Below are 12,742 nucleotides of genomic sequence, written 5' to 3' on the forward strand. Positions count from 1 at the left end.
GGCGAGCGAGCCGGCGGCAGCCGCGCCGCCGCGGCGCAGCCTCGGATCGCAGCTTGCCCTGCTCGCCGGGATCGCGGCGGTGATCGTGATCTTTCGCGGCGCCTACGAACAGATCGGCAATACGATGACCCTGTGGGCTGACAGCGAGGTCGACCGCTCGGTCGGGAGCGGTCTCGTCATTCCGGTGACCTGGTTCCTCGCGCTCAACTCGCTTATCGTCATTTCGCTCTCGCCATGGCTCGTCAGGCGATGGAACCGTCGGACCGAGGCGGACCGCGAATTGTCGACGATGAGCAAGATGGCGATCGGCGCCACGCTTGTCGGCCTCGCTTTCTTCCTGCTTGCAGCGGTGGCGGGAACCGCCGGCGCGGCTCCGGTATCGTGGGTCTGGCTTGCGTTGTTCATGGCGCTTCTGACCGTCGGCGAACTCTACATCCTCCCCGTCGGGGTCGGCCTCTTCGCGCGGCTTGCGCCGGCAAACCTCGCGGCGACGACGATCGCCCTTTGGTACTCGGCAGGCTTCTTCGGCAATCTATTCGCCGGCTGGATCGGCACGCTGTGGCAGCCGCTCGGCACCGAACGTTTCTTCGCCGTCGCCGGTGCGATCGGCGTCGCCGCGGCGCTGCTCCTCAAATTGTTCGACCGGACCGTCCGGTCGCGCGAAGACGAGACCGCGCACCCTGTCGCGCCGGGGGCCGGCGCGATCATATCGGAAGGGAAAATCGCATGACCCGTACCAACCCGTCGCTCGCCCTGCTTCTCGCGCTGGTTACCGCCGGCTCCCCGCTGTCGCCGGCGTCCGCGAAGGAGCCCGATACGCGGCAGGAGAAACGGTACGAGGACCTCGCGTCCGGCAAGATCGACGCAACGGTATCGCGTGCGATGGCCGCGTTCGACGTTCCGGGGATGGCCGTCGCGATCGTCAAGGACGGCAAGCTCGTCTTCGCCAAGGGCTATGGCGTGCGCGAGGCGGGCAAAGCGCCGCGCGTCACCCCCGATACGATCTTCCAGATCGGATCTAACACCAAGGCCTTTACCGCGGCGGCGCTGGCGATCCTCGTCGATGAGGGAAAGCTGACGTGGGACGACAAGGTCATCGACCATCTGCCCGACTTCCGGATGTATGACCCCTATGTCACGCGCGAGTTCACGATCCGCGATCTTCTGACGCATCGCAGCGGCCTTGGGCCTGGCGCGGGCGATCTCATGTTCGTGCCCGCGACCGACATATCGCGCACCGAGATCATGCGCGGGCTTCGCCATCTCCGGCCGGTCTCCAGCTTCCGGTCGCAATATCACTATGACAATCTTCTCTATGTCGTGGCCGGCGAGGTTGTCGCGTCGGCCACGGGGCAATCCTGGGAAAATTTCATCGAGACCCGCATCATGAAGCCGCTGGGCATGACGCGCTGCACCGCCAGTCTTGGCCGTGTGGGCGACCGCGCGAACATTGCGTCGCCGCATGTCGTCATCGACGGTGCGGCGAAGCCGATCGCCGCGGTGAACATGGATGTTATCGGTCCCGCCGGTACCATCAACTGCAGCCTCGCGGACATGGCCAAATGGCTGATGGTCCAGCTTGGGGAGGGCGCGGCGCCCGGCGGCCCCCGCCTTTTCTCGCCCGAACGCAGCGCCGAGATGTGGACAATGAACGTCGTGACGCCCTCGAGCCCCGCACTCGACGGCCTCCTTCGCACGCATTTCTCCGGTTATGGGCTCGGCTGGGACTTGAGCGACAGCTTCGGCTTCAAGCGCGTCGCCCACACCGGCGGGGTCATCGGCACCGTCACCTCGGTGGCGATGATCCCCGAGCTGAAGCTCGGCGTTCTCGTCTTCACCAACCAGGAAGCGGGGGCGGCAATGCAGGCGGTGAACAACCAGATTCTCGATGCCTATATCGGCGCGCCGCGGCGCGACTGGGTCGACATCGCGTCGGCCTATGCTGCTGGCAAGGTAGCCGAGGCCGACGCGACAGAGAAAGATGTCGCTGCGCGGCTTGCCGCCGCGGCGCCTCCGACGCTTCCCCTCGACGCCTATGCCGGGACCTTTCGCGACCCCTGGCGCGGCGACGCCGTGGTTCGCCGCGACGGCGACAGGCTGGTACTGAAGATCAGCCGCACGGCCTCGCTCGAGGCGACGCTCCAACCGTATAGCGGCAACATCTTCGTCGCGCGCTGGGTTGACCGCAGCATCAATGCCGACGCATTCGTCGGCTTCGAACAGGGGTTCGACGGCACCGTCAGAGGCATGAAGCTGCAGGCCATCTCGCCCGCGACCGATTTCAGTTTCGACTTCCAGGATTTGGCGTTCGAGCGGATTTAGGTGGGTGACGTTCATGCGGGGCGAATTCACGCGTGGGGTGATTGTGCACCAATAATTGGGCCGAGTGATCATCGACGCGGTCGCGCGTGCCATCGTCCCGCAGATGTCGTGAAGAATGTGAGATCGATTGCGTCAGTGGGGCGGCCAAGCGGCATTGTATCGGTATTAATTGGATGTGCCGCAGGTGCCCCTGACCGGCCCCCACCGAGCGGTCCGGGTGGATTGTTAGTGCATTGACGCCTCCATCGCCAGTGTTGGCCGGAGGTGGAGCGACGCGGAACCGGAGGGCGACACTGGCGATGGAACGGCCTCCGGCGCGGGTGGTCGGTATCCCAGCGAGCTGTGCGGCCGAACGGTGTTGTAATGTCGCCGCCAAGCTTCGATCAGGATCCGGGCTTCGGCGAGCGAGTAGAAGATCTCACCGTTGAGCAGTTCATCGCGCAGCGACCCGTTGAAGCTTTCGCAATAGCCATTCTCCCACGGGCTGCCCGGCGTGATGTAGAGCGTCTTCACGCCGATCTGGGCGAGCCATTGCTGCACCGCCGTTGCGATAAACTCCGGGCCATTGTCCGATCGTATATGCGCCGGCGGCCCACGCGTGACGAACAGCTCGGCCAGTGCCGCGAGCACGTCGTCGCTCTTGAGCTTACGCGCCACCGGCAACGCCAGGCACTCCCGGCTTGCCTCGTCGATGATCGACAGGATCCGGTATTTGCGCCCATCATGGGTGCGGCCCTCGACGAAGTCGTAAGACCAGACATGGCCGGGATATTCCGGCCGGAGCCGGATGCACGATCCGTCGTTCAGCCACAGCCGCCCGCGCTTCGGCTGCCTTTGCGGCACTTTGAGCCCCTCGCGACGCCAGATGCGCTCGACCCGTTTGCGGTTCACATGCCACCCCGCATCGCGCAGCAACGCCGTCACCCGGCGATAGCCATAGCGACCATATTGCCGCGCCAGCGCGATGATATCCTCGGTGAGAGCGGCTTCGTCATCCGCCCCGCGGGGCGCCTTGCGCTGCGTCGATCGGTGCTGTCCGAGCACGCGGCAGAGCCGTCGCTCGGACACCGGCATCATCGTCCTGATGTGGTCGATACAGCGCCTGCGGCGCGCGGGGCTCAGAAGTTTCCCCGAGCAGCTTCCTGCAGGATCAGCTTGTCCAGCGTCAGGTCGGATATCGCACGGCGAAGCCGCGCATTCTCTTTCTCCAGGTCCTTCATCCGGCGCGCCTGATCGGTCTTCAGGCCACCGTATTCCTTGCGCCAACGATAGTAGGTCTGCTCGCTGATCGCGATCCGACGGCACGCCTCGGCGGTCGTGGCGCCCTGCGCCAGCACAACCTCCGCTTCACGCAGCTTGCCGATAATCTCTTCCGGGCGATGCTTCTTGCTCGGCATTCCATGTCTCCTTCGTCATCCAAAATATCATCAATTTTAAACCACTCAGAAGGGGGCAGATCATGACGCAATGGGAAACTTATACGCGGCTGGTCAGGGAAGGGCGCAGCGTCGCCGACCTTGCCGATACGTTCGGGATGCCCGAACCGATGGTGAAGCGCATCCTCGCCCTCGGCAATTTGCTGCCGCGTATCCGCTCGCTCTATGCCAAGGAAAAGATCAGTTCGGGCACCGTGCGGCATCTGACGATGGCGTCCAAAAGCCAGCAGCGCGCTTGGCTGGCGCTGTTCGACGACCCGCAGACCTATTGCCCGCAGGGGAACCAGCTCAAGGGCTGGCTGTTCGGCGGCGGCGCGATCCGGGCCGAACATGCGCTGTTCGACGTCGAGGCGAGCGGGCTGGCGATTATCGCCGACCTGTTCGGAGACGATCGCTATTTTCGGGACAGCGATGCCTTCTGGGCCGTGCAGCTCGCCGCCATCGAGGACCGCCGCTTGGCGTTGCTGGTCGACGGGTGGAGCGACGTCGTCGTCCTGCCCAAGGGCGACAACTTCCGGTCATGGGAGTTTCGCCAAGCCGCCAAACGGAAGGGCGGCCGTATATACATCGAGGTGCGTGATAGCGGCGAAATCGACATTCACGAAGGCTATGTCACCGCCAAGGAAGCGGCGCGGCTCGATAAGGGCGAGAAGATCGAAGCCGCACCGAAAGCGGCGCGGCCCGAACTGACGGCGCGAATGCAGACCTATGTGGACCTCCACCGCCATGCCGCCGTGCGCGCGGCGCTGACGGGCCATCCCGCCGTCGCGCTGCGCTTGATGGTCGCCCATGCCGTCGCGGGGTCGCCGCTATGGAATGTGCGGATCGAGCCGCAGGCGGCGAAGGACGAGGATGTGCGCGAAAGCGTCGAGGTCAGCCGCGCCGGGACGGCTTTCGACGAAAAGCGCCGCGCGGTGCTCGCGCTGCTTGGTTTCGACGCCGAGGAACCGAGCGTGACCGGCGGCAATCCGATGCCGCTCGCGGCGCTTTTCCAGCGGTTGCTCCACCTTCCCGACCGCGCCGTCATGGACGTGATCGCCATTGTGATCGGCGAGAAGTTGTTCGCGGGGAGCGCGGCCGTGGAGACGGTTGGCCTTCATATAGGTCTCGACATGGCGAAATGGTGGAGCGCCGACGGTGCCTTCTTTGAAGGTCTTCGCGACAGGGAGGTATTGACCGCGCTTGTGGCCGAGGTCGGCGGAACCGAAGTCGCCGCCGCCAATGCCAAGGAGAAGGGCACAACCTTGAAGGCCATCATCCGCGACCATGTGGAAGGCATAAATGGCCGGACCAAGGTCGAGGACTGGGTGCCGAAATGGATGGCTTTCCCGCCCGCCGCCTACACAACGCGCGGCGGAGTGGGGTCCGTGGCGGCCCATAGCGAACTGACGGTGCCGGAAACCGAGGGCGAACCGCAGCGCAAAGCCGCGTGACGACCGTGGGCGGCGGCGGGGGCCGCCGTCCATTCTATCCGGCAAAAATCGCGCGCCGCGCGCCTTGGGGCGCGCGGCGCGTTACCCTATCGGTCAAATAGTCATGGCCGGGCGGCAAGGCAGTCGATAGGGCATGGGGCGAAGAGGAGATGACCGATGGCCGAAGATACTCAGGATATGTTGCTCACGCTGACCGCTGATATTGTCGCGGCGCATGTATCGAACAACAGTGTCGGCCTCGCTGATCTTCCCGGTCTCATCACGCGCGTTCACGGTGCGCTCTCGGGCCTGGGTTCGCCGGTTGTCGAACCGGTCGAGGCGCAAAAGCCGGCGGTTTCCATCCGTTCATCGGTCAAGCCCGACTACATCGTCTGTCTCGAGGACGGGAAGAAGCTGAAGATGATGCGGCGTCATTTGATGACGGCCTATGGCATGACGCCCGACGACTATCGCGCCAAGTGGAACCTTCCGAAGGACTATCCGATGGTCGCGCCGAATTATGCCGAAACCCGGCGGGTGCTCGCCAAGTCGATCGGCCTCGGCACCAAGGGGCGCGGCGGTGGACGCAAGCCCGCTGCGAAGCCAGCGACCAAGGTTGCGGGAACGCCGGCACGGCGCGGTCGCCCCAAGGTTGGCGCCTGACCAACGCGACCTGTCATCGACAATCACCGCATGGCTCTTGAAGAGAGTCGGCGGAGGTAGCCCTTCTCCTTTCGCCCTTCGCGAAACCCCGCCCCTCACGGCCTCTTCGAAATGGCTTGATGACCGAAACCGGCTGCGCCTCTACCGCCCGGGGCCGCAACGGCCGGTTCGCCCTTTTTTCCCCTGCCGGCGGCAAGCGCCGTCATTCCTCGCGAGACAAAAAAGAGCGTCCCTCACCGTCCTCCAGCTTCGCTTGCGGGCCTTCGGCTGCGGCCGCGGCAGTCCCGGTCATGTCCCAAGCCATCGAGGCCATGAAGGGCATGGTTTCGGGTTTGGAAAGGACATCAACATGGCTACCATCGGCACTTTCAAGAAGACTGCTAACGGCGAGTTCGTCGGCGACATCTTGACACTCAGCGTTCAGGCCAAGGGCGTTCGCATCGTCCCCGACCAAAATCCGCTCAGCGAAAACGCGCCCACGCACCGGGTTTTCATCGGCAACGCCGAGGTGGGTGCTGCCTGGGCCAAGCAGTCGAACGAAGGGCGTGCCTATTTGGGCGTCAAGCTCGACGATCCAAGCTTCGCGGCCCCAATCTACGCCAACCTCTTCGACGACGAGGGCGGTGCGACCTACAGCCTGATCTGGTCGCGTCCGAGCCGACGCAATAGCGGCTAGCGCGCGAGCGGTCCTGTCCGGCGCGACCGGACAGGACCTTCAACAGATTCCGTCAGCAAATGTCAGGCTTGTTGAAGGTTATCTATCGCTCGGCGCCGAGGGCGCGGCCTTTCGGACGATGGATGCCGAACAGCAACCAGAACGCTTCGGCGATCGGCATCAGCGCTTCATCATCGATATGCTCGACGATATGCTGACCGAGCAAGACATTGTCGCGAAACGCTAGATCCGTTGGATAGCCGTCGCCTACGATCATCCGAAAGCCCTTCGCGCCAAAGACGCTTGTCAGGATCACCCAAGGACCCTCAATTCCGAATTGGCGGAGCAGCATCTGCGTGGAGTTCGGCATCGCCTGCAAGCCTTGCTCGAAAGTGGTCGGCCAGACGGTGCGACGCTCTTCGCCATCATGTTGTCGTACCCCGCCAATGACAAAGGCCGAATCCGTTCGACCGGTCCGATAGGTTAGCGCATAGGAACCGACCGTTCCGGCTTCGCTCACCGGCGCATGGACCAGCACCCCCTCGATTGTGTCGAGCGCCGTGTAGGCGCCGGCCCGCACCGGCACGACCGCGTTGTCGCGCGTGACCGCAATTGTGCGATCCTCGCGAAACAGGCCCAATGGCGCGATCGAGACGACCGCCGTCGGAGCCTTCGCGACCGAGAATGGCATATCGACGCCTTGTGCCGCCGCGATCGCTTCAGCGTGGAGCTGCCGAAATTGAAGGGGAAGCTGGACCGATTGCGTGAAGGCATGCTTGAGGTCGTGGACATCGAGCTCAAATTTGCCACGACTGTTGCGCCCGTAGAAACGTGCGCCGCCTTTATAGGTAACTCGGTGGGGCGCGCTGAGGCTTCCGGGAATCCTTAGGACGAGGGCTCCACGCCCATTGGCAAGCGGGACCCATCGAGACCGTACTCCGATCAGACGCGGCTCGACGCCGGTCTGCAACTTTCCTTCAAGCCGCAAAATGGCAGCGTCTGGGTCGTCTACCTCGACGCCCGGCAAATCGGCGGCCACGCCATTGCCCTCATCGATTCCAAAGACAATGTGCCCGCCTTGGGCGTTTGCGAATGCCGTTACATCCGCAAGAAACTCTCGGGTCGCCTCGTCATTTCCGCCGGGCAAATCGCGCTTGAACTCAAGGTCGCGACCTTCAGGGACCTGATTTTCGATTAGGCGCTGGAGCGTGGCTTCATCGATAGTCTCGATGGGTTGTTCGAACATGCACCTTTTCTTCCTGCTACTTCCCGCCAGTCCAATGCGGCAATTACCCGATACCTTGCATATTCCATTCAGGCTGAACCAACCGAATCAGTCCGGCCTCAAGTCCCGGTGCGGTCAGTACGGGAAGCCCATTCCACGCTGTTGGTTCAGGGGTTGCAACCAGAACTTCGATGCGGCTGCCCTCGTCCAGTGCTGCCAAGATTCTGCCTTTAATACGGGCACTGGTCCGCTGGCGACTATGGCCACGGACATAGTGCGCCATACGACCGCGGAGGCCTCGTTGAGTCAGGCCGATATATCGGATGACGCCATCGACCACGAAGGCATACACGCCGGGTTCGCGAGGGGCCGCTGTGTCGAGTGCGAAGACCTCGGCACTGACCGAGGTCCATTCGCCGATCCGTATGAAGCCGGCGTCTAGTAGCTTGGACGGGGGGAAAGCCTCGACGGCGTTTGCCCTTGATTTGGAATCGCGCGTTGGGCGGGCTGCGGTTGCCTGGATTGGAGAGGAGGCGTTGTTCGTGCCCACGTCGCGGGTCTTGCCGAGGCTAATCCCCGAGCGTTGGAGAACCTGCCGGACGTGCTGATAGCGAATCTTGAGAAGGCTCGCGATCTCTGTCCGCAGGTAGCCGGCATGTGCAAGCGCGCGGATGCGGTCAGCCTTGGTTGTCAGGCCGATCACCACAATTTCAGGAGAAGGTCGCGCGTCGCCCTGAACTTCTACCATTACCTTTGATGACATTAGACGCCCGCCTTCCCGACCCGCCGAATATATATCCGGCGCTATTTTACACGGGTTCTGTACGACAACCATCCAAGCTTATAGCGCCAAATGCGCCGCCAGACTGATCGCGGTGCGGCCCATCCTATGCATCCGCCGGCTGCTTCACGTTCTGCTCGCGCTTGGGCGCTGGAGACGGTCGACCCAATGCTTCTGCAATGGGGGCGGTTACGCGATCGGCCGCCATTCGGGCCGGATCGTGAGAGATATGCGCATAGATTGCGGTCGACCGGGCATTTGCATGGCCAAGCAGCGATCCTACCATCAGGAGCGCTTCGCCCGCCGAAGCTGCGGTACTGCCCAAGGTATGACGCAAGACATGTGGCGTCACGCCGGGCAGATCTGCTTTCTTGATCGCCGCCTGCCACACTGTCTTCGTCCCCTGATAGAAGCCGTCACCGCGCTCCGCCGGGAACACATATCCCTCGGCCTCGTCGGGCTTAAGGGCTTCAAGAAGCGCCGTGGCAGCGGCACCTAGCGGGCGGACGCTTCGGCCGGTCTTGGAATCGTCGAAGATCAGCAAGCCGCGTTCGAGATCGACTTCGGACCATTTCAGGCCAGCAATCTCGTTTCGCCGACAGCCCGACAGCGCCCACAAGCGCGCGATGTTCACCGCCTTGGCGTTCGCGCCTGCGGCTTCGACTGTGTCGAGCGCGGCGCCCAATCGCTTCACTTCGTCGATCGAGAGGAAGCGCGTGCGCTTGTTGTCAGTCTTCCGGACGCTCGCGTCCTCAACCGGGTTGTGGGTGACACGCGTCTTTCGCTTGTGCGTCTTGAGGAAGGAGTAAACTGCCGACAGGTCGCGCACGACCTTGCGCGCCGCGCCTTCGCCGCCGCGCACGATCACGCGCCTGCGCTTGCCCGTCTCGGGATCGACGATCCACTCGTCGCGGGCTGTCTTCCCGGCGCTGACGTCGCGCACGAATGTCGTGATGTCGCCCTCGTCGATCTCGGTGACGCGTCTTTTTCCTAGCAGCCGCACGACGTGATGACGGAGGCGCGCGAGGGTATAGTCCTTCGTCATGGGTTTCATCGGTTCGCCCTGCCGGATGCCGCGCTGCACGAAACATCCCTCTTGCTCATAGAAATCGATGGCCTGCGCCAAGGTCATTTCTGCGCGCTTTGTAATGCGCTCGCCGCCGGGGTCTTCTCCGAGACGCACCCGCGCGAGCGCAATCTCGGCTGCTTTTCGCGCGTCGGAAGCGGAAATCTCAGGAAATCCGCCAATTGTGTACCATCGGGCTACCGCGCTTCGGCCGCCTTCGCCGGTCCGGTACTTCACCACCCAGCTCTTCATACCCGCTGGGGTCACCCGTAATCCGAAGCCGGAAATCTCAGAATCCCACAGATTATAACGGCTTGATCTGGGTTCGGCGACTTCGGCCACGGTCTTTGAGAGTTTCGTTTTCATAGACAGGGGACTATCACATTTTCTTTCTCTGGGCTACCGCCGGGCTACCACCGCGAAGATGTTCGCTCGTGGTTGCCGGAGGCCAAATTGGAAGAAAATGGCGGATAAGTGGGATTTTGGTGATCAGCGGCAATCAACGGAAAACAGCCAAAAACGCGGAAATGCAACCTTGCCAAGGTTGGGGTCGAGGGTTCGAATCCCTTCGCCCGCTCCAGTTTTTTGAAAGATCGCACAATTGCGATGAGGCCGCGAAAGCGGCCTTTTCTTATGCGCGCGGCTTGAGCGTGAACGGGAGGCCCGCGGTCAGCAGCACGACTTCGCCCGCGACGGCAGCCACCGCCTGATTGAGTTGCCCGGCGGCATCGCGAAACCGCCGCGCGAGCGCGTTGTCGGGTACGATACCCAGCCCGACCTCGTTGGCGACAAGGATCAGCGTCCCGTCGAAGCGGCCGATCGCGGTGCAAAGCTCGCGGCCGGCGCGCGCGATATCGGCGTCGGCGAGCAGCAGGTTCGACACCCACAGCGTCAGGCAGTCGACGAGCACGACCGATTCGCCGCCGCGCAGCGTGTCGATCGTGGCAGGCAGGTCGCGCGGGGCCTCGACCGTGCGCCAGCGCGCATCGCGGTCGGCGCGGTGCCGCGCGATCCGATCGCGCATCTCGTCGTCGAACGCCTCCGCGGTCGCGACGAAGACGAGATTGCCCGCAGCGGTTTCGGCGCGCACTTGCGCATAGCGGCTTTTTCCCGAGCGCGCGCCGCCGAGCACGAACAGCGACGCCGCGGTCATGCGCCGGCCTCCGCGATCCGGAGCAGGCCATCAATGTCGGCATGGACCGACAGGTCGGCGGCGATGTCGTCGAGCGCGGCATCGACGTCGGCGCGATAATCGCGTCCGCCGCCGGCGACACCGACGCGCGCGAGCAGCGCGCGCCGAAGGTCGGCCGACGCGAACAGCCCGTGCAGATAGGACCCGATCACATCGCCCCGGGCATCGATCGCACCGTCGTGGCTGCCGTCTTCGAGCACCGCAAAGGGCCGTGCGGTGCCACCCCCCACGGTTTCGCCCATATGCATCTCATACCCCTCCACCGCTGTGCCAAGCGCCTCGCCCCGCACCTTGCGCAAGGTCTTGGCGGGCGAGAGTATCGTGTCGACATCAAGCAGGCCAAGCCCGTCAACCTCGGCCGGCGCGCCCTCGATACCCAGCGGGTCGGCGATCCGCCGGCCGAGCATCTGGTAGCCGCCGCAAAGCCCGACAACCAGTCCGCCGCGCCGGTGATGTGCCCGGATGTCGATATCCCACCCCTCGGCGCGCAGCGCGGCAAGGTCAGCGATCGTCGCCTTCGATCCCGGCAGAACGACAATCGCCGCTTCGGCCGGAATCGGCTGGCCCGGCGGCACCATGACGAGTTCGACCCCGGGTTCGAGCTTGAGCGGGTCGAGATCGTCGAAATTCGAGATACGCGGCAGGATCGGGCACGCGATGATGCGGCGCCCTTCATGCGGATCGGCCGGGCGTTCGAGGATCACCGCATCTTCGCTCGGCAGGCGGGCTGCGGCCTTCAGCCATGGGACGACCCCGAAACCACGCCAGCCGGACAATCGCTCGATATCGCGGTAGCCATCCGCGAACAGCGCGGGATCGCCGCGGAACTTGTTGATCAGGAAGCCGCGGATCATCGCCGCATCCTCGTCGTCGATTACCGCGCGGGTTCCGACCAGCGAGGCAATCACGCCGCCGCGGTCGATATCGCCGATCAGCACGACGGGCACACCGGCCGTGCGTGCGAAGCCCATATTGGCGATGTCGCCCGCGCGCAGGTTGATCTCCGCGGGTGATCCGGCGCCCTCGACGACGACGATGTCGCAGGTGGTGCGAAGGCGTTCATAGCTTTCGAGCACCTCGGCCATCAGCGCTCCGCGCGCCTCGCGGAAATTGCCGCTGCCAAGCGTCCCGCGTACGCGGCCGTGGACGATCAGTTGCGAAGTGCGGTCAGCCTGCGGCTTGAGCAGCACGGGATTCATGTCGCTGTGCGGTTCGACGCGGCACGCGATCGCCTGCAGCGCCTGCGCGCGCCCGATCTCGCCGCCGTCGATCGTGACCGCGGCATTGTTCGACATATTCTGCGGCTTGAACGGGAGGACGCGGAGCCCGCGATTGGTCAGCGCGCGGCAGAGCGCTGCGACGAGCACCGACTTGCCGACGTCGGATCCCGTCCCTTGCAGCATCAGCGCAGCCACAGGACACCTCCCGCGATCAGCCACAGCAGCAAGCAGGCGCGGACATAGATAGCGAGCGCGCGGCCCAAATCGCCCTCGTCCGCCTCGCTGGCGCCATCCCCGATCCACGGCTTGTCGTACATCGCGCCGTCATAGGCGACCGGTCCCGCAAGCCGAAGCCGCAACGCGCCCGCCATCGCCGCCTCGGGCCAGCCGGCGTTGGGCGAGGCATGGTTGCCGGCGTCACGCCACAGGGTGCGCCATCCGCCACCGCCCGCAAGGCACAGGATAATCCCCGACAGGCGCGCGGGGATCAGGTTCATCAAATCATCAGCGCGTGCCGCCGCCCAGCCAAAGGCGCGCCAGCGTTCCTCGCGGTGGCCGATCAGGCTGTCGGCGGTGTTGACCGCCTTGTACGCCCAGACCCCCGGCAACCCGAGCAGCAGCAGCCAGAAGAACGGCGCGGCGACCCCGTCGCAGAAGCTTTCGGCAAGGCTTTCGATCGCCGCGCGCACAACGCCGGCTTCGTCGAGTGCGGCGGTGTCGCGGCCGACAATCATGCCCACCGCGTTGCGCGCGCCGGGCAGATCGTCCGC

At 64.3% G+C, this 12,742-nt stretch carries 11 protein-coding genes, 1 tRNA gene and 1 pseudogene; 6 read left to right on the forward strand and 7 right to left on the reverse strand.

Going from position 1 to position 12,742, the window contains the following annotated elements:
• Both VN047_RS20710 and VN047_RS20715 read left to right on the forward strand, forming a co-directional pair.
• Positions 1-730, forward strand: a pseudogene (locus VN047_RS20710) (hypothetical protein); the annotation flags it as partial.
• Positions 727-2,322: a serine hydrolase gene (locus VN047_RS20715; RefSeq protein WP_325546051.1), complete on the forward strand. Its 1,596-nt coding sequence runs from the start codon at positions 727-729 to the stop codon at positions 2,320-2,322. The pseudogene VN047_RS20710 and the gene VN047_RS20715, both read left to right, overlap by 4 nt.
• Positions 2,323-2,547: 225 nt before the next feature.
• Here the strand turns inward: VN047_RS20715 and VN047_RS20720 are convergent.
• Positions 2,548-3,719, reverse strand: a protein-coding gene (locus tag VN047_RS20720) for an IS3 family transposase (protein ID WP_325546052.1) whose coding sequence is annotated in 2 segments (ribosomal slippage) — positions 2,548-3,455 and positions 3,455-3,719 — 1,173 coding nt in all. Because the reading frame shifts where the segments join, the coding sequence is not laid out codon by codon here.
• A gap of 62 nt (positions 3,720-3,781) precedes the next feature.
• On the opposite strand from VN047_RS20720, the gene VN047_RS20725 reads away from it, so the two are divergent.
• From VN047_RS20725 to VN047_RS20735, 3 genes are all read left to right on the forward strand, one after another.
• A complete protein-coding gene (locus tag VN047_RS20725) occupies positions 3,782-5,191 on the forward strand; it encodes a chromosome partitioning protein ParB (RefSeq protein WP_325546054.1) in 1,410 nt (469 codons plus the stop codon).
• A 156-nt stretch (positions 5,192-5,347) separates the two neighbouring features.
• Positions 5,348-5,833, forward strand: coding sequence for a MucR family transcriptional regulator (locus VN047_RS20730; protein WP_325546056.1), 486 nt, complete (start codon positions 5,348-5,350; stop codon positions 5,831-5,833).
• Between the two features lie 349 nt (positions 5,834-6,182).
• Positions 6,183-6,509, forward strand: a complete 327-nt coding sequence (locus VN047_RS20735) for a DUF736 domain-containing protein (RefSeq protein WP_325546058.1) — start codon at positions 6,183-6,185, stop codon at positions 6,507-6,509.
• Between the two features lie 82 nt (positions 6,510-6,591).
• On the opposite strand, the gene VN047_RS20740 is transcribed toward VN047_RS20735, so the two are convergent.
• From VN047_RS20740 to VN047_RS20750, 3 genes are all read right to left on the reverse strand, one after another.
• The gene (locus VN047_RS20740) at positions 6,592-7,734 is read right to left on the reverse strand and encodes an ATP-binding protein (RefSeq protein ID WP_325546059.1); all 1,143 of its coding nucleotides are present in this window, start codon (positions 7,732-7,734) and stop codon (positions 6,592-6,594) included.
• A gap of 43 nt (positions 7,735-7,777) precedes the next feature.
• On the reverse strand, positions 7,778-8,476 hold the full coding sequence (locus VN047_RS20745; protein ID WP_325546061.1) for a GIY-YIG nuclease family protein: 699 nt from the start codon (positions 8,474-8,476) through the stop codon (positions 7,778-7,780).
• Between the two features lie 124 nt (positions 8,477-8,600).
• The gene (locus VN047_RS20750) at positions 8,601-9,926 is read right to left on the reverse strand and encodes a tyrosine-type recombinase/integrase (RefSeq protein ID WP_325546063.1); all 1,326 of its coding nucleotides are present in this window, start codon (positions 9,924-9,926) and stop codon (positions 8,601-8,603) included.
• A 100-nt stretch (positions 9,927-10,026) separates the two neighbouring features.
• Between VN047_RS20750 and VN047_RS20755 the strand changes: the two genes are divergently transcribed.
• A tRNA-Gly gene (locus VN047_RS20755) sits at positions 10,027-10,140 on the forward strand.
• A gap of 51 nt (positions 10,141-10,191) precedes the next feature.
• On the opposite strand, the gene cobU is transcribed toward VN047_RS20755, so the two are convergent.
• The 3 genes from cobU to VN047_RS20770 form a co-directional block, all read right to left on the reverse strand.
• Positions 10,192-10,713 (reverse strand): bifunctional adenosylcobinamide kinase/adenosylcobinamide-phosphate guanylyltransferase, encoded by a 522-nt coding sequence (gene cobU, locus VN047_RS20760; protein WP_325546065.1) that lies wholly within the window; start codon positions 10,711-10,713, stop codon positions 10,192-10,194.
• On the reverse strand, positions 10,710-12,167 hold the full coding sequence (locus VN047_RS20765; RefSeq protein WP_325546067.1) for a cobyric acid synthase: 1,458 nt from the start codon (positions 12,165-12,167) through the stop codon (positions 10,710-10,712). Before VN047_RS20765 ends, cobU begins: the two co-directional genes overlap by 4 nt.
• Positions 12,155-12,742, reverse strand: a 588-nt coding sequence (locus VN047_RS20770; RefSeq protein ID WP_325546069.1) for a CobD/CbiB family cobalamin biosynthesis protein, incomplete at its 5' end; no start/stop codon positions are given. The genes VN047_RS20770 and VN047_RS20765, both read right to left, overlap by 13 nt.

Origin of the sequence: Sphingopyxis sp., assembly GCF_035565275.1 — a bacterium.
In the GTDB taxonomy this organism is placed as follows: Bacteria; Pseudomonadota; Alphaproteobacteria; order Sphingomonadales; family Sphingomonadaceae; genus Sphingopyxis.